Origin of the sequence: Enterobacter asburiae (genome assembly GCF_007035645.1) — a bacterium.
Classification (GTDB): Bacteria; Pseudomonadota; Gammaproteobacteria; order Enterobacterales; family Enterobacteriaceae; genus Enterobacter; species Enterobacter asburiae_B.
On record NZ_AP019632.1, the window covers coordinates 2,906,676 to 2,922,230 of the forward strand.

17 protein-coding genes and 1 tRNA gene are annotated in these 15,555 nt (G+C 55.2%); 11 read left to right on the forward strand and 7 right to left on the reverse strand.

Annotated elements, in window-relative coordinates:
- The first annotated feature begins 3 nt into the window (after positions 1–3).
- Together FOY96_RS13950 and FOY96_RS13955 are read left to right on the forward strand one after the other, a co-directional pair.
- Positions 4–222, forward strand: coding sequence for an acyl carrier protein (locus tag FOY96_RS13950; protein WP_008499867.1), 219 nt, complete (start codon positions 4–6; stop codon positions 220–222).
- 250 nt (positions 223–472) lie between these two features.
- Complete coding sequence (locus FOY96_RS13955) at positions 473–1,309, forward strand: alpha/beta fold hydrolase (RefSeq protein WP_032658141.1); 837 nt, start codon at positions 473–475, stop codon at positions 1,307–1,309.
- Positions 1,310–1,556: 247 nt separating this feature from the next.
- On the opposite strand, the gene FOY96_RS13960 is transcribed toward FOY96_RS13955, so the two are convergent.
- Positions 1,557–1,644: transfer RNA gene (locus FOY96_RS13960), tRNA-Ser, on the reverse strand.
- A gap of 130 nt (positions 1,645–1,774) precedes the next feature.
- A complete protein-coding gene (locus FOY96_RS13965; protein WP_143347271.1) occupies positions 1,775–3,403 on the reverse strand; it encodes an ABC transporter substrate-binding protein in 1,629 nt (542 codons plus the stop codon).
- 269 nt (positions 3,404–3,672) lie between these two features.
- On the opposite strand from FOY96_RS13965, the gene yccA reads away from it, so the two are divergent.
- On the forward strand, positions 3,673–4,332 hold the full coding sequence (gene yccA / locus FOY96_RS13975; protein ID WP_023335168.1) for an FtsH protease modulator YccA: 660 nt from the start codon (positions 3,673–3,675) through the stop codon (positions 4,330–4,332).
- A gap of 54 nt (positions 4,333–4,386) precedes the next feature.
- Here yccA and FOY96_RS13980 read toward each other — a convergent pair whose 3' ends face one another.
- Positions 4,387–4,863 (reverse strand): hypothetical protein, encoded by a 477-nt coding sequence (locus FOY96_RS13980; RefSeq protein ID WP_033145135.1) that lies wholly within the window; start codon positions 4,861–4,863, stop codon positions 4,387–4,389.
- Entirely contained in the window at positions 4,860–5,615 is a 756-nt protein-coding gene (locus FOY96_RS13985; RefSeq protein WP_033145134.1) for a winged helix-turn-helix domain-containing protein, read from the reverse strand. Before FOY96_RS13985 ends, FOY96_RS13980 begins: the two co-directional genes overlap by 4 nt.
- A gap of 309 nt (positions 5,616–5,924) precedes the next feature.
- Here FOY96_RS13985 and FOY96_RS13990 point away from each other — a divergent pair, with 309 nt between their 5' ends.
- From FOY96_RS13990 to tusE, 6 genes are all read left to right on the forward strand, one after another.
- On the forward strand, positions 5,925–6,668 hold the full coding sequence (locus tag FOY96_RS13990) for a fimbrial protein (protein ID WP_172620518.1): 744 nt from the start codon (positions 5,925–5,927) through the stop codon (positions 6,666–6,668).
- A gap of 75 nt (positions 6,669–6,743) precedes the next feature.
- Positions 6,744–7,250 (forward strand): CS1 type fimbrial major subunit, encoded by a 507-nt coding sequence (locus FOY96_RS13995; RefSeq protein ID WP_021240847.1) that lies wholly within the window; start codon positions 6,744–6,746, stop codon positions 7,248–7,250.
- 72 nt (positions 7,251–7,322) lie between these two features.
- A complete protein-coding gene (locus FOY96_RS14000; RefSeq protein WP_143347272.1) occupies positions 7,323–10,040 on the forward strand; it encodes a TcfC E-set like domain-containing protein in 2,718 nt (905 codons plus the stop codon).
- A gap of 1 nt (position 10,041) precedes the next feature.
- Complete coding sequence (locus FOY96_RS14005) at positions 10,042–11,199, forward strand: CblD like pilus biogenesis initiator family protein (RefSeq protein WP_143347273.1); 1,158 nt, start codon at positions 10,042–10,044, stop codon at positions 11,197–11,199.
- 10 nt (positions 11,200–11,209) lie between these two features.
- Positions 11,210–11,761, forward strand: coding sequence for a LuxR C-terminal-related transcriptional regulator (locus FOY96_RS14010; RefSeq protein WP_047061513.1), 552 nt, complete (start codon positions 11,210–11,212; stop codon positions 11,759–11,761).
- Positions 11,762–11,830: 69 nt separating this feature from the next.
- Complete coding sequence (gene tusE / locus FOY96_RS14015) at positions 11,831–12,160, forward strand: sulfurtransferase TusE (protein WP_008499913.1); 330 nt, start codon at positions 11,831–11,833, stop codon at positions 12,158–12,160.
- Here tusE and yccX read toward each other — a convergent pair.
- From yccX to FOY96_RS14030, 3 genes are read right to left on the reverse strand one after another with little or no spacing between them, the layout of a single operon-like run.
- Positions 12,157–12,438 (reverse strand): acylphosphatase, encoded by a 282-nt coding sequence (gene yccX, locus FOY96_RS14020; RefSeq protein WP_033145129.1) that lies wholly within the window; start codon positions 12,436–12,438, stop codon positions 12,157–12,159. The genes tusE and yccX overlap by 4 nt on opposite strands.
- Positions 12,439–12,449: 11 nt before the next feature.
- Positions 12,450–13,238, reverse strand: a complete 789-nt coding sequence (locus FOY96_RS14025) for an AraC family transcriptional regulator (protein WP_143347274.1) — start codon at positions 13,236–13,238, stop codon at positions 12,450–12,452.
- Between the two features lie 10 nt (positions 13,239–13,248).
- On the reverse strand, positions 13,249–13,806 hold the full coding sequence (locus tag FOY96_RS14030) for a kinase inhibitor (RefSeq protein ID WP_143347275.1): 558 nt from the start codon (positions 13,804–13,806) through the stop codon (positions 13,249–13,251).
- 173 nt (positions 13,807–13,979) lie between these two features.
- Here FOY96_RS14030 and rlmI point away from each other — a divergent pair, with 173 nt between their 5' ends.
- Together rlmI and hspQ are read left to right on the forward strand one after the other, a co-directional pair.
- On the forward strand, positions 13,980–15,170 hold the full coding sequence (gene rlmI / locus FOY96_RS14035; RefSeq protein WP_032658151.1) for a 23S rRNA (cytosine(1962)-C(5))-methyltransferase RlmI: 1,191 nt from the start codon (positions 13,980–13,982) through the stop codon (positions 15,168–15,170).
- A 60-nt stretch (positions 15,171–15,230) separates the two neighbouring features.
- Positions 15,231–15,548: a heat shock protein HspQ gene (hspQ, locus tag FOY96_RS14040; protein WP_008499919.1), complete on the forward strand. Its 318-nt coding sequence runs from the start codon at positions 15,231–15,233 to the stop codon at positions 15,546–15,548.
- Positions 15,549–15,555 lie beyond the last annotated feature (7 nt).

The following is a 15,555-nucleotide window of genomic DNA, read 5'->3' on the forward strand; positions in this document are numbered from 1 at the left end:
ATTATGGAACAAGAAATTCTCGCCCTGTTCGAAAAAGTGTTATCCCGCAAGGTGGGCTTTCACGATGAACTGATTGAATCCGACATTCTCGACTCCATCCTGGCGGTCGATATGGTGCTGGAAGTGCAGGACGTTTACGGCTGCATGATCCCGCCAACTGACGTGGCGACGGTGCTAAAAACCCCGGCGGACCTGGCCCGCTATATTGAAGAAAACCGCTAAACGCCCCTGCTGTTAATGCTGCCCTGAAGGCTCAGGAGGATCTCTCCAGAGCCTTCATTCGTTCCCCCTCCCCCTGAACGCTGTCCTGCCCCTTTCACAGGAATGAAACCGACTGCTTTTACTATTTCTCCTACACTTTAGGAGTACTGTCGGTACGGGAAACAGAAAAAAGCCAACTTAATTAAGGCATTAATGATTCGCTGTGCGCTCAGCCGGGGAACGTTTTGCCTTTAACAGAGGAGTCTGCGGTATGGCATTCGTAACAACGAAAGACGGCGTCAATATTTACTACAAAGACTGGGGCCCAAAAGAGGCTCAACCCATCGTTTTCCACCACGGCTGGCCGCTAAGTGCCGATGACTGGGATAACCAGATGCTCTTCTTCCTCGCTGAAGGCTATCGCGTTATCGCTATCGATCGTCGTGGACACGGGCGTTCGGACCAGGTGAGTGAAGGCCACGATATGGATCATTACGCGGCCGACGCGTCGGCCGTGGTTGAAAGCCTGGACCTGCGCAATGCCGTGCACGTCGGTCACTCCACCGGCGGCGGACAGGTCGCCCGCTATGTTGCGCAGTACGGGCAACCGCAGGGGCGCGTCGCCAAAGCGGTGCTCGTCAGCGCCGTCCCGCCGCTGATGGTCAAAACGGACAGTAACCCCGGCGGAACGCCCATCGAGGTTTTCGACGGCTTCCGCAAAGCGCTGGCGGCTAATCGCGCCCAGTTTTACCTCGACGTCGCCAGCGGCCCTTTCTACGGCTTTAATCGGGATGGCGCGGACGTTTCACAGGGCACGATTCAAAACTGGTGGCGTCAGGGGATGATCGGCAGCGCAAAGGCCCACTACGAGGGGATTAAGGCGTTTTCAGAAACCGACCAGACGGAGGATCTAAAAACCATCACGGTTCCCGTTCTGGTGTTGCAGGGCGACGACGATCAGGTCGTGCCGTATAAGAATGCAGCCCTGCTGCAGGACAAGCTGCTGGCGAACAGCGTACTGAAAATTTATCCGGGCTTCCCGCACGGGATGCATACCACGCACGCGGATACCATCAACGCGGACATTCTGGCCTTTATCCGCTCTTAAACGTCGCCTTTATTGCCGGGTGGCGCTGCGCTTACCCGGCCAACACTCCTGCATCCGCAACGATATCGCTAAATTGCCAGTTCAATGCATGAACGCCACCCGCCTCGGTGAGAAATAGCAATATATTTACGGGGTGAATGATAACGCCTGTTTTTTACAGGGAAAAAGCGGAGTCTTAATAGCGTGAGGCGGATCGGTCAATCCAAAAGAAAAACCCCAGGTTAACGAGTAACCTGGGGTTTATATCTGGCGGAAGCGCAGAGATTCGAACTCTGGAACCCTTTCGGGTCGCCGGTTTTCAAGACCGGTGCCTTCAACCGCTCGGCCACACTTCCTAAGTGAGGCGAACTATAAACACCTCACCGCGAGCTGTAAAGAGTGGCTGCACTCGTTCGCTGTAAAAATAGTCAAAACGTGTTTAATCGGTTGAACTGACGACACATCGACGATTTTATCAGCACAGGCCTAGTGTTTTTTGATGTACATGTCTTTCGTGAAATAGTACCCCAGCTTATCCGGCGTAAATCCGCCTACCCACGGTTTCACCAGGTGCGTGCGGACGTAGTGATAAACCGGAATGGCCGGCACATCACGCCCCAGCAGATCTTCCGCCTGCTGGTAGAACTTACCCCGCTCTTCCGCTGATTTGGCTTTTGCGGCACTGAGCAGCGCCCGATCGTAGTCCGGATTGCTGTACTGGCTGGTGTTTTCGCTGTCGCCCGTGCGGAAGTTATTCAGGAAGGTCGCCGCATCGTCGTAATCGGCAATCCACGCATACCGCACCGCGTCAAAGTTGTGGGTGTGCATGGTATCCAGCATGGTTTTCCACTCCTGGTTTTGCAGCTTTGCCTCCACGCCAAGGTTTTTCTTCCACATGGAGCTGGCCGCAATCGCGATGCGCTGGTGCGATTCAGAGGTGTTGTAGAGCAGGTTGAAGCTCAGAGGATGGCTGGCGTTATATCCGGCCTCGTTCAGCAGCTTTTTCGCCTCCGCGATGCGCTTGTCCAGCGGCCAGCTGGCGTAATCCGGGTTCTGTAACTTCACGCCGCCAATATCCGGCTGGCTGATGAGCCACGCAGGGCGCTGCCCCTGCCCTAATACTTTTCCGGCAATGATGTCTTTATCCAGCGCCATGTTGAGCGCCTTACGCACGCGCGCGTCGTTAAACGGCGGCCGGGTGGTATTGAATTCGTAATAATAGGTCGCAAGCTGAGGTGAAACGTCCAACTCGCTGCCGAGGGTTTTCTTGAGCTGGGTAAACTGGTTGATCGGCACCGTGTACACGATGTCAATTTCGCCCGCCTTATAGCGGTTCACATCCGAGGCCTCGGACGTGATGGGCAGGTAGGTGACTTTGTTAATCATGGTATGCGCGTTATCCCAGTAGCGCGGATTGCGCTCCGCCACGATGCGTTCGTTGACCACCCACTGCGACAGCTTATACGCCCCGCTGCTGACGAAATGCTCCGGTTTGGTCCACTTATCGCCGAAGCGGCCAATCAGCACTTTATCCACCGGCACCAGCGACGGGTGCGCCAGCATCGCGAGGAAGGCCGCGTTTGGCTGCGTGAGCGTCACTTCCAGCGTGGTGTCGTTAATCGCTTTTACGCCCAGCGTATCGGGCGCTTTTTTCCCCTGAGCAATATCGGCCGCGTTGGCGATATGCATGTTGCCCGGATAGCTCGCATAAGGCGAAGCCGTTTTCGGATCGATCAGGCGCTGCCAGCTCCAGACCACATCCTCAGCGGTAATCGCCGTGCCGTCGCTCCAGGTGATGCCCGGACGCAAATGGAACGTCCAGACGGTGTTGTCCTTGTTCTCCCATTTTTCCGCCAGTCGGGGTTGGACTTCGCCTGTCGGGGAGACGCTGACCAGCCCTTCGAATAAATCACTGATAATATTGAATTCGACATCGCTTTCGACTTTATGCGGGTCGAGCGAAGCCGGTTCACTGCCGTTGTTTCTGACCAGTTCCTGTTTGTCGGCCAGCGCGGTTCCTGCCGGCACGTTAGCCGCCCAGGCAGCCGTGCTGGCGCACAGGATCCCTGCGGTTAACAAAGAGAGCGTAAAGTGAGTGCGTGTTTGTGGTTTCATTTCCTTCGCCTTATAGTCTGTTTTATGACGATCCGGAAATAACTCTTAGCGTTCGAATGGTAATAACGCAATATTTTTCAGTAACCTATAAGAGCTTGATCTGGTAAATTGTCGCAAACCGCTGTTCATACTGGCGAAACGGATTTCTGCAGAAGAAATAACCACCTCCAGCGCTAACGTGCTGAGTAAAGATGGGTAAAACCACTTTGAGACTGGCGTGTCGTTTCCTATTCTTTCCACTAATTACATCTGTCATAAGAGAGTGACTCATGGATCGTATAATTACTTCTTCACGCGACCGCACATCGCTACTCAGCACCCACAAGGTGCTGCGCAATACCTATTTCATGCTCAGCCTGACGCTGGCTTTCTCAGCGATCACCGCCACCGCCAGCACCGTGCTGATGCTGCCGTCTCCGGGGCTGATCCTGACGCTGGTGGGTATGTATGGTCTGATGTTCCTGACCTACAAAACCGCTGACAAGCCCGTCGGCATCCTGTCCGCGTTTGCTTTCACCGGCTTCCTGGGCTACATCCTGGGGCCGATGCTGAATGCGTATCTGTCTGCCGGTATGGGTGATCTTATCGGCATGGCGCTGGGCGGCACCGCGCTGGTGTTCTTCTGCTGCTCGGCCTACGTGCTGACCACGCGTAAGGACATGTCCTTCCTAGGCGGTATGCTGATGGCGGGTGTTGTGGTAGTGCTGGTGGGCATGGTGGCAAACATCTTCCTGCAGCTGCCTGCCCTGCATCTGGCAATCAGCGCCGTGTTTATTCTGATTTCTTCAGGCGCGATCCTGTTCGAAACCAGCAACATCATTCGCGGCGGCGAAACGAACTATATCCGCGCCACCGTGAGCCTGTATGTGTCGCTGTACAACATCTTCGTCAGCCTGCTGAGCATCCTGGGCTTCGCCAGCCGGGATTAAGCACAACAGATACGAAAAAGGAGAATGCCTGTGGCATTCTCCTTTTTTTATGCCCTACTCACCCCGGCAAATATAGGTGGGATAGCGCCGGTCCTGAATCAGCCACACGGAAGGCGAGAGTTCAGAGATCGTCAGGTAGTAGCGTGCGGTCGGATTGGCGAAGCTACCCCACTGAGCATCAGGCGTATTGTCATTGTGCCGACGCCAGGTTTTGGTGTAGCTCAATACGATGACGTTATCATCGTCCCGCTGCTGCCAGGTAAAATCCACATCCCTGTCAACGATCAAACATTGCCCGCCAGCCCTTGCCGCGCCTTTATAGGTGGTCAACCCGGTACCGTCCCGATGAAAATAGAACTGGGCAACGGTATTGACCTTCACTTCACTGGCTTTTCCCTCATTGCGCGTGAAATTAAATTCAGTGCTGCAGGCCAGCACATCCTTTTTACCCACGCTGCCGGAATAGTAAAAAAATGCCAGCGAACAACCAACCAGTACACCGCCCACGCCAAAAAGAAGTTTTATTTTCATTTTTGTGCCCCGCTTTTATAACGTATGGTTTTACACAGGCTGGTTTTGCTGACCGGACAGGCACCAATAAACACCTCATCTGCAGCGGAAATAGTAAAACGGGCGCTGAAATAATAAATGTCGTACTCCTCCCGTCCGCACGCCACGTTATTAGCCTCCAGCCGCTCCGCTAATTTCGATAGCACCAGCGGTCGTCCGTGATCGTTGATAATCCAGATGCTGCAACGCGCGATTTTTTCCTTAACCGGCTTGAGTTTCGCCGGAATGAAAATCCCCTGCTGTCGGCTGAAGTAGAGGCTCGTCCCCAGCGCAGCGACGATCAATACGGCCACAATCGCCCATTTTTTCATGGAGGCGCGTTGAGGCTTTACTTCTTGCGGTGCGACCGAGGGTTGCGGATCGACGGATGGAATATTCTCCCCCGGCTGAAAAATCACCTCAGCATCAAAGCGAAATCCGTAACGGGGTACGGTCACAATAAATTCGTGCCCCTCTCCCAGAGACTGGAAGCTTTTACGTAATTCGCTTACCGCTTTATTGAGATTATTTCCCGATGGCGTAAAGCCAAATTCCTCCCACACGCGAGTGATCAATTCCTCCCGGCTCAGGTCGTGCCCTTTGTGTTTTATAAATTCCTGCAAAAGCCGCACGGCTGGCGCCGAAAGCGTTAATACAGATTCTGGTTGTCCAACAAGACTTATTGCATGTGCTTCAGGATCGAATAACAACGAATTATTGCATATAAAAAACATCTTTTATTCTCGGCTGTTACCGCATGCTTTTTTAATCCCTGGTACATCGACATGAAAACCGCCTCCTGACCTGCTTATTTTTTCATCAGAAGGAATTTTCTTCCTATCCCTGGTCGCGGTATTTTCGCTTAACTATACAACCTTAAAGACAGAAAAGCAGGATAAAAACCTGTATTTAACGAGTTAATTAATACAAATTTTCACAAACCGCTGTTCTGGTTAAAGTTTCCCTGCCCTGAAGCAATACGAAAGCAGACGGTGTCCTGGTGTTAACGCGCCGCCGATGAACTCAGAGCAGGCAGACTGAATGTGAAACAGAAAAATAGAGTGAACATGACAACCGCCTTTTATGTCGCCGCGCTGTCATTGCCATTTTTCTCAGAAATGGCAATGGCCAATATGAGCGTGTACCCCATGGAACTGAATGTGGACAGGTCCGGTGCGGCACAAATTAAGGTAGCGTCGAAAACGGATGATATTCAGTTCATTCGGGTGAGGCAAAAGAAAATTCTTAATCCCGGCACGGCCCAGGAAAAAGAGATTGATGTGGCCTCGTGGAAAGAAGGCGGCGTTGTTGTCACGCCCGAAAAATTTGCCCTCGCGGCAGGCGCCATGCGCGTCGTTCGTCTGGTATCGCTTACGCCACCGGAAAAAGAGACCACCTGGAGAGTCTATTTTGAAGGAGTAAAGCAGCCTGACAGCATTATTCCCGGCAAGGCAGAAAGCCCGGCTGCGACGGCGACACTGGGCGTCAACGTAATCTGGGGCGCTCTGATCCACCTCGCACCGGAAAAAAGCGTGGTTTCACTCTCGATAGACCCTCGCAGGGGTACGTTAAAAAACAACGGTACGCTGCGCGTGCCGCTGAGAGAGATCGGTATTTGTGACGGAGATTCGTCGTGTAAATGGGTTAAAGAAGACGCGACGATTTATCCGGATACCGAACGGAAATTAAAAACGCTCACAAATACACAAGGCCAGAAATATAAATTCCGCTACTTCAACTGGGTGAATAAAACCGCTGAAGAAGCTGATTTACCCGTCGTGCAATAACACGACGTTACCGTAAAGACCCAAAAGGGTTTGTTTAAAGAGCCAGGGTGCTCATTTGTAAATATGGAGATATCAATGCGTAAGTACTTTAAACCTCTGATGATTGTTGCCGCGATGACCACGTCCGTTAGCGCGCTGGCGATCCAAAAAGATATTACCGTCAACGCCAGCGTTGATTCACAGCTGGATATGACCCAGGCCGATAACACGCCGCTGCCGGCAAGCATCGATATGCAGTACCTGCCAGGCCGCGGTCTGGAAAGCTACCGCCTGAATACCAAGGTGTGGTCTAACTCCGCCACCAGCAACGTGAAAGTTCGTCTGGTAAGCGCCGCGAAGCTGGCAAATGCCGACGGTGCTGAGACCATCCCAATGACGGTGAAGCTGGGCGATAAAACCCTCTCTACCGCCGATGTGGAATATACCGGTACCGAACTGTTCCCGGGAAGCATTGAAAACGGTTCAGCGGTACTGCCGCTGACCATTTCTCAGACCACCAAAGGCATTCTGAAAACCGGTCAGTACAGCGGCGTTGTCAGCCTGATGCTGACGCAGGCGACTACCACGGAAGGCGGTGCGTAACACCACAGCACCTAAGGAATAACGTCAGAGGGTGCCCACCCTCTGACGTCAGGATGATGTCGAGGCTCGTTCATGGCGTTTCACAGAAATACTCTCCTCTTTGTTGCTTTGTTACCCGCATCCATCCAACTCGCCTGCGCCGGGATGGCCGTCCCGGCAGGTTTTGAAGATCTGGCTAAAACGCAGCGCCTGTGGACAGAGGTCAACCTCTACGGCGAGTCGCTTGGACTTTTTGAAACGGATATCACGCTTGAAACGGTCAGTTTTGTCGCACCTGAAACCGTTGTGGCGGCCATCAAACGCCGGTTTAACGACGACCCAGCTCTCGTTGGCACCGTGTCTGCCGCGCTGGCCGTTCCGCTTGCCCGTAACGGCAACCTGGCCTGCAGCAGCAACGGCTCCGCAGCGGGCTGCGATTACATTGATACCGACCGCGCGGCCATTATCTATGACGAGAATAACGCCCGTATTAGCCTGTTTTTGGACAAGAAATTTCTGCCTAAAGCCACCGCGGAAAATCAGTGGTATCAGCCCACGCAGGACACCGAAAATGCGCTGATCCATCAGCAGAATATTAATTTTGTTGCCGACAGGGATTATCAGTCAGCCACCGTACAGGGCAATGGCGCGCTGGCGCTCACGCAGGACGGCTATGTTAACCTCGACTGGACCTGGCTGGGACAGCGTTCAAGGCACCAGCAGCAACAGGAAATCACCGTCAACAACGCCTGGTTCCGCCAGGATATCCTGCGTCAGTACTATGTCCAGCTGGGCGAGATGGATACCCGCGATCTGTTCAGTAATGCCGGCGGGAATATCAACCTCAGCCAGCTGCCGCTGGGCAAAATTCGCGGTCTGCGCACGGGTTCAACACGGGCGTGGATTAATCCGGTTCAGCAGTCAAAGGGAACGCCTGTCACCGTACTGCTTTCCCATGACGCGCGTATCGACGCCCGCCGTGGCAATCAGCTGCTGGCCAGCTTTTACCTGAATGCCGGGGCGCAAACCCTCGACACGCGATCGTTTCCGGACGGGAGCTACACCGTCACGCTGTCGGTCTATGAAAATAACCGGCTGACGCGTACCGAGCAGGTGCCGTTTACCCGAACCGGCATTACGCCATTTGACCGCGTCGAGTGGTTCCTGCAGGCGGGTGAAACCGACAATAGCGATCGGAACGAAGAACGCAGCGCGGTTGCGCAGGCGGGTGTGCGCCTGCCCGTCACCCCGACCCTGGCGCTGACCAGCGGAGCAACGATAAAGAAAAACCAGCGTTTCCTGGAAAATGCGCTCGACTGGAGCCGGGGCTTCAACGCGGGCCCGATCGACGGCGTGCTGAGTACCCGGTTTAGCTACCTTTACGGCAGCGAAGGCCAGCGCGGCAATATTCAGCAAATCAGCTACAACGACGGTTTTTCACTGAGCCTCTATCGCAACGCGCTATCAGCGGAAAACTGCAACACCCGAAGCGCGGGGTTTGACGCCGTGAACGGCTGTTATCGCACCCTCTCGGTGATGTTTTCCGTCCCTGTCGGCGCCTGGTATGCGAGCCTCGGATATTCGGATAACCGCAACGAAGGACGGTACGTTTCACGTCGGGAGCTCCCGGACAGCGACGATCGCCACGATGCGGGTTTGCCGTGGGAATCGGTCTATATGACCCGCTCGCGCTCGCGCGCCTGGCAGGGAGGGCTGAGCAATGCCTTTAGCACCCGAGGCCTGAACATTAACAGCAGCATTAACCTGTTCATGCGTCACGATGACGCCCGCGACGGCAGGGACAAAGGCGGCTACCTGAGCGTGAGCCTGTCCATGGCGCATAACCGTCAGGGTGATGCGTCGAGCTATACCTCTCTTGGCGCGACCTGGCAGCACCAGCAGCGTGAAAAAAATCAGCTGAGCTACAACGTGGCGCATAACTGGTACGCCGATGCACGCGGCGAAAACGAGTATGGTCTGAGCGCTTCGGGCATTAACAGCGACTCGCTGAATACCTCAGCCTATACGCGACAGGGCGGGCGATACGGCAACGGCAGTCTGACCGTCAGCGACGCCTGGGATCGTCAGGACAGGCGCCATACGCTGAGCAGCAGCGGCAACTACAGCTCGACCCTTGCGCTGTCGCGTTCTGGCCTGTGGCTCGGCCGCTGGAGCGACGGTCGTCCTGCTTCCGCCGTCGCGGTTAACGTTGCTACACCGGAAGATACCCAGGCTCCGAGCGTTGCCGTGTCGCTGGATAACAGCGGGAGCGCAGACATTCCGGGCAATAGCCGCGCCCTCTTCGCAGTGCCGGGCTACCAGCAGACAACGTTGACGATTAACGAATCGCTGGACGTATCCCGGGGAGCCAGCAGTGAGATCACGCAAGGTTCAGGCAGCAGAACGCTGTTTATGGTGCCTGGCAAACTGCTGCGTCGGGATGTAAAAACCACCGCAAGCTACACCTGGCTCGGCCAGTTAACCGACGAGCGTCATTCGCCGTTTATCGGTGGCGTGCCGCTGAACGTTAACGGCTGGAGCGATCTCGGCAACGGCGGATTCAGCGCCCAGAGCGATGCCCTGCTGCATAACCTCTACCTGGTGCGCCAACAGCAGTTTTATCAGTGCGAACTCAACGTGAAAAGTATGCGCGACGTGGTGCGCTATGTCGGTTCCATTCCTTGCCGGGAGTTAACCTTCTCCGCCCTGCCGGATGCCGTCCAGCAGCAGGCGCAGCTGATGCTGGCCGGACGAACGACCCCAGTCAGCCCGACCGCCATGAACGCCGACAACCTCACTAAAGGGAAATGATGTGATTAAGTGCCTCTTTATTTTATTGTTCTTAAGCCTGTGGACAGGCCAGACGCTGGCGGGCGCCCCTGCGGGACGAAACACCAGCGTTGGGATCAGCTTCGATCGTACGGCACCGCCTGCGCGTTTCGATATCTGGTTTCATGAATCGGGCGGCTATGACCTCGCCGACCCGCAAAAGTGGGGACGTAATACCCTGACCTGTGAGTCCCGAACTGATACCACGAACGGGGCCTGCATGAACTCGCCGGTCTGGTTCTCAGCTAACCCGGCCGCGCCCTATGCCATCAATTTACGTTTCACGCATGCCCTCACCAGCAAGACGGTGGATATCAAGGTATATGGCGATCACTACATGTTTATCAACAATAAAGTCTTTACCTTCGCCAGTTTTGTCACAGGGGGAACGGGCGATCTCAGCGCCTGGAACAGAGAGCCCTATTTCGATTTCTATATTGTGAAAAGCGAACTGGATAAGCTCGCCCTGCCGGGGATCTGGACCGCAACGCTGAAGCAGAACCTGCGTCAATGGGGGAGCGCCGACTGTGGCGGAAACTTCAATGACGTCAACGTCGGATGCCCTGGCTACCTCACCATCGCCAGGTGGCAGGCAAACATTCGCATTGAGGTGGTCGATCCGGGTAATCAGCAGATTTATCTGCCGGCATTTCCGCACTCTACGCCTATCGTTAACCTCAACCTGACCAACTTCCCGGGGCGGCCGGGAGGTAGTGAGATCCAGGGGGAAAACTCGCTGGATATGTGCCTGTACGACGGTAATAACAGCACCAGCACCCGCGCCTATCTTAGCTTTGAGGATGACGGACTCCCCTCAGCGGATCGTGCCGAAGGCGCGTTTTCAATCAGGCGACGCGGCGGTAGCCAGACCGATGCGCGGGATCGTCTCGATTATCGGGTCTCCGTCACCAATCCAATAACAGGCGCAACCGAAGCCGTCGCGAACGGTAAAACCCTGGTCTGGCAAGGCACGAACGATCCGCAGCATCTGCGTCAGGTCGTGCTGCCCGGCGGACGCGAGAGCGTATTGTGCATTCCTGCCCCTATTATCCTGAAAACCCCCGCGTTTGCCGCCAGCAGCAAAAACGCGGGCGACTATACCGGCACGCTGCGCGTTATCTATACGCCCAGCACGTTATAACGAGGTCACCGTGAGTTACGCCATTCTCGACAACAATCGATTTTACGCCGAAGGGTTGCGTTACGCGCTGCTGCGTCGGGGCGTCCAGCCAGAGGTCCAAAGCGACACCGTGCAATGGCAGCCAGCGCTGCTTACCCGCCGCGTGGTTGTCGTACGCTGTCGTTTTTCCGTGGCGGGTACGCATCAGGCACTGATTAACATTTTGCTCAGACTGGAAGCCGCCCGCTGGCAAGGCAGCCTGTATCTGGTATGCAATGAAAAGGGGTGGGCGCTGGCGACGCATTTACGCAAGCGTTTCAGTACGTTGACCCTTTATATCATCGATGACCGGATCGCCGTCGCTGATGCGGCATATTTGCTGGCAAAAGAGCCTCGCCGCGTCCGAAGTCTTGACTGCTGTCTTACCGGCCTTGAATTCAACGTGCTCGATCTGATGCTTACCGGCTTGCCGGTACGCCACATTGCCATCGTGACGCGTATGTCTGAGAAACAGGTTTCAACCCATAAATGCAACGCGCTGAAAAAGCTTAATGCCAACAATCTGCTGCAACTGCTCCTGTAGGGCACGGCTTATCCTTCGGCGGCTTTTTTGCTACACTGTCGCCGTTTTTTTCACAGACGACAGAAGATTATGTTCATTTTTGCAGGCCAGGAAATTGAGACCGATAGCGAAGGCTATCTGAAAGATACGACGCTCTGGAGCGAGCCGCTGGCGGAGAAAATTGCGGAAAACGAAGGGATTACCCTCTCCCCCGAACACTGGGAAGTGGTGCGTTTTGTTCGCGAGTTCTATCTTGAATTCAACACCTCTCCGGCGATCCGCATGCTGGTTAAAGCCATGGCCAATAAGTTCGGCGAAGAGAAAGGCAACAGCCGCTATCTGTATCGTCTGTTCCCGAAAGGCCCGGCAAAACAGGCCACCAAAATTGCCGGCCTGCCTAAGCCGGTGAAGTGTATTTAATACCGAATCCCGAAGTTTACGTATTCCCGCCCGGGTTGATGCGGTTCCGTTAACACCTTATCAACCCGTGCGCTGCGCGGCCCGCCCGCTTTCAGCCACGCCACCAGCTTGTCGACCTGCTCCGCTTCGCCGCAGGCGACCACCTCAACGCTGCCGTCGTCCCTATTTCGCGCGTATCCCGTGAGCCCAAGCTCAACCGCTTCGCGCTGGGTGCTGTAGCGGAACCCCACGCCCTGAACAACGCCGTGAACCCAGGCAATGGTGCAGACTTTTGACATTTTTCTTCTCCTTAACGTAGCGTTTTCGGCAAACAGCCATAGTGCTGCCGGAAACGGGCGGTGAAACGAGAGCTGGAAAGATACCCACATTGTAATGCGATTTCGCCAATTGGTAATCGGGTTGACTGGAGCTGTGACAAAGCAACGGCCATCCTCACCTCCTCCACGATCTGGCGAAAACTCTGCGACTCTTCACGCAAGCGTCTGCGCAGCGTCGGCACGCTTAAGGCCAGACGGCTGGCAACGTCCTGCGCGGTCCAGTCTCTGGCGGGCGATAGCATAATGAATTGCCGCACCTGCTCGGTCAGGTTACTGTTGCGCTCAACAAGCAGCGGACCCGCCACGCCATCGTGCAGCAGGGCCAGCAAAAGGCCGAAAGCCTGATGCTTTTGTAGCGCCTCCGGTAAATCCTGACGCACGGCGTGCAGCAGATTGTCCCACATAAACGCCAACCCCTCGCTCAGCGGGGCGCAGAGCGAATGCAGCGTCGTGCGCGGCCAGGATTTCAGGTACTGCGCCTTAAACTCGGCGACGATCTCCGGGGATAACATCAGCAAATCCGAGTGAAACAGACCGTTTACAGGCTGATTGATAATCTCCATCGCCGTATTGGCCGGGATAATAATGAGCTCATCCCGTGTCGCCTCCAGGCGGTTATCATCCTGAACTATCACCTTAGTGCCGTGAGTGATATGACAAATAGCCGGAAAAAACAGTTTAACCTGGTGCAGGCGATGCATTTTGCTGGCAGTCACTTCACCCGCGGTAAGATGGTTATGTCGAAAATGAAACTCCTGCACCCTGCCATCCTTATCTGCTGTAGGTTGCTGTTAACTGAGCCTTTGCCAGAACGTGACTATTGAGCATAAAACCGACCAGCGCGCCGCTGGCATTGTTGTCGACGGGCAGTTTATCCACGACCAGGGCCCAGACGGTAATCTGATAGCGGTGAGGCTTGTCCCCTTCGGGTGGACATGCGCCGCCGAATCCAGAATAGCCGAAATCATTACGCCCCTGCACAACGCCGGCAGGTAATTTCTCGCCGTTCGGGTTACCGGCATCAGCGGGCAGCGTCATTGTCTTCGCCGGAATATTGGCTACGGTCCAGTGCCACCAGCCGCTGCCGGTGGGCGCATCCGGGTCATATACCGTGACGGCAAAACTTTTCGTACCGGCAGGCGGATTTTTCCATGCCAGCTGCGGTGAGATATTCCCACCGTGGCAGCCAAATCCCTCAAATACCTGCTGTTGCGCCAGCCGCCTTTCGCCGGAAATATCCTGGCTGGTGACGTCGAAAGGCGTTGTTGCTAAAACCTGAAAACTCATCGCCGCCAGAGCGGCTATGGCTATCACACTGCGCTTTTTCATGGGTGCTCCCTCTGCTGTACCGGAAGCCCCACTCTAAACCCAGCTGCAATATCGTAATGTGCCTAAGCGATTTGATTTTGTGCCGAAACGCTCAACGGTATCCGCAGATGATTGCGCCTTGCTGAATGTGGTAATCTACGCGCCATTTCCTGAAATCGACAGAACAGCAAATTATGAGTGTACGTTTAGTGTTAGCCAAAGGGCGCGAGAAATCATTACTGCGCCGTCATCCCTGGGTCTTTTCCGGCGCGGTTGCCCGTATGGAAGGCAAAGCCAGCCTCGGTGAAACCATTGATATCGTTGACCATCAGGGGAAATGGTTAGCGCGAGGCGCCTACTCGCCAGCGTCCCAGATCCGCGCTCGCGTCTGGACGTTTGATAAAGATGAAACCATCGACATCGACTTCTTCGTTCGCCGCCTGCAGCAGGCGCAGCAGTGGCGCGACTGGCTGGCAAAACGCGACGGGCTGGACAGCTACCGCCTGATTGCCGGTGAGTCCGACGGCCTGCCGGGCGTGACCATCGATCGCTTCGGTAACTTCCTGGTGCTGCAGCTCCTGAGCGCCGGAGCGGAATACCAGCGTGCCGCGCTGATCAGCGCGCTGCAAACGCTGTTCCCGGAATGCGCCATTTACGACCGCAGCGATGTGGCGGTGCGCAAAAAAGAAGGCATGGAGCTGACTCAGGGGCCCGTCACGGGCGAACTGCCACCGGCCCTGCTGCCGATTGAAGAGCACGGCATGAAGCTGCTGGTGGATATTCAGGGCGGGCACAAAACGGGTTACTACCTCGACCAGCGCGATAGCCGTCTGGCTACGCGTCAGTACGTTGCCGACAAACGCGTGCTGAACTGCTTCTCCTATACCGGCGGTTTTGCCGTTTCGGCGCTGATGGGCGGCTGTGCTCAGGTGGTGAGCGTGGACACCTCGCAGGAAGCGCTGGACGTGGCAAAACAGAACGTCGAGCTCAACAAGCTGGACTTGAGCAAAGCGGAGTTTGTCCGCGATGACGTGTTCAAGCTGCTGCGTAAATATCGCGATCAGGGCGAGAAGTTCGACGTCATCGTGATGGATCCGCCGAAGTTTGTGGAAAACAAAAGCCAGCTGATGGGCGCGTGCCGCGGGTATAAAGATATCAACATGCTGGCTATCCAGCTGCTGAACCCGGGCGGGGTTCTGCTCACCTTCTCCTGCTCCGGCCTGATGACCACAGATTTATTTCAGAAAATCATCGCCGATGCCGCAATAGATGCTGGTCGTGATGTACAATTTATAGAGCAGTTCCGTCAGGCAGCCGATCACCCCGTGATTGCTACCTACCCGGAAGGACTGTATCTGAAAGGGTTTGCCTGTCGCGTCATGTAACTTGAAAAGAGAAATATTGCCCGCACATAACGTGTAAGTCGTATTTCCCGGGAGGTGACTATGATTGCCAGCAAATTCGGTATCGGCCAGCAGGTCCGCCACACTTTGCTAGGGTATTTGGGTGTGGTCGTGGATATCGACCCGGAGTATTCCCTTGATGAACCGTCAGCAGACGAGCTGGCGGTGAACGCAGAGCTTCGCGCCGCGCCCTGGTACCATGTGGTAATGGAAGGTGATGATGGACAACCCGTTCACACCTATCTGGCCGAAGCGCAGCTGAGTAGCGAGCTGCAGGAAGAGCATCCGGAGCAACCCACAATGGATGAACTTGCTCAGACTATCCGCAAACAGTTACAGGCTCCGCGCCTGCGGAACTAAGCGTGTA

Coding starts and splice junctions, on each gene's coding strand:
- FOY96_RS13950 (WP_008499867.1), top strand. CDS start 4: ATGGAACAAGAAATTCTCGCCCTGTTCGAAAAAGTGTTATCCCGCAAG.
- FOY96_RS13955 (WP_032658141.1), top strand. CDS start 473: ATGGCATTCGTAACAACGAAAGACGGCGTCAATATTTACTACAAAGAC.
- FOY96_RS13965 (WP_143347271.1), bottom strand. CDS start 3,403: ATGAAACCACAAACACGCACTCACTTTACGCTCTCTTTGTTAACCGCA.
- yccA (WP_023335168.1), top strand. CDS start 3,673: ATGGATCGTATAATTACTTCTTCACGCGACCGCACATCGCTACTCAGC.
- FOY96_RS13980 (WP_033145135.1), bottom strand. CDS start 4,863: ATGAAAATAAAACTTCTTTTTGGCGTGGGCGGTGTACTGGTTGGTTGT.
- FOY96_RS13985 (WP_033145134.1), bottom strand. CDS start 5,615: ATGTTTTTTATATGCAATAATTCGTTGTTATTCGATCCTGAAGCACAT.
- FOY96_RS13995 (WP_021240847.1), top strand. CDS start 6,744: ATGCGTAAGTACTTTAAACCTCTGATGATTGTTGCCGCGATGACCACG.
- FOY96_RS14000 (WP_143347272.1), top strand. CDS start 7,323: ATGGCGTTTCACAGAAATACTCTCCTCTTTGTTGCTTTGTTACCCGCA.
- tusE (WP_008499913.1), top strand. CDS start 11,831: ATGTTCATTTTTGCAGGCCAGGAAATTGAGACCGATAGCGAAGGCTAT.
- yccX (WP_033145129.1), bottom strand. CDS start 12,438: ATGTCAAAAGTCTGCACCATTGCCTGGGTTCACGGCGTTGTTCAGGGC.
- FOY96_RS14030 (WP_143347275.1), bottom strand. CDS start 13,806: ATGAAAAAGCGCAGTGTGATAGCCATAGCCGCTCTGGCGGCGATGAGT.
- rlmI (WP_032658151.1), top strand. CDS start 13,980: ATGAGTGTACGTTTAGTGTTAGCCAAAGGGCGCGAGAAATCATTACTG.
- hspQ (WP_008499919.1), top strand. CDS start 15,231: ATGATTGCCAGCAAATTCGGTATCGGCCAGCAGGTCCGCCACACTTTG.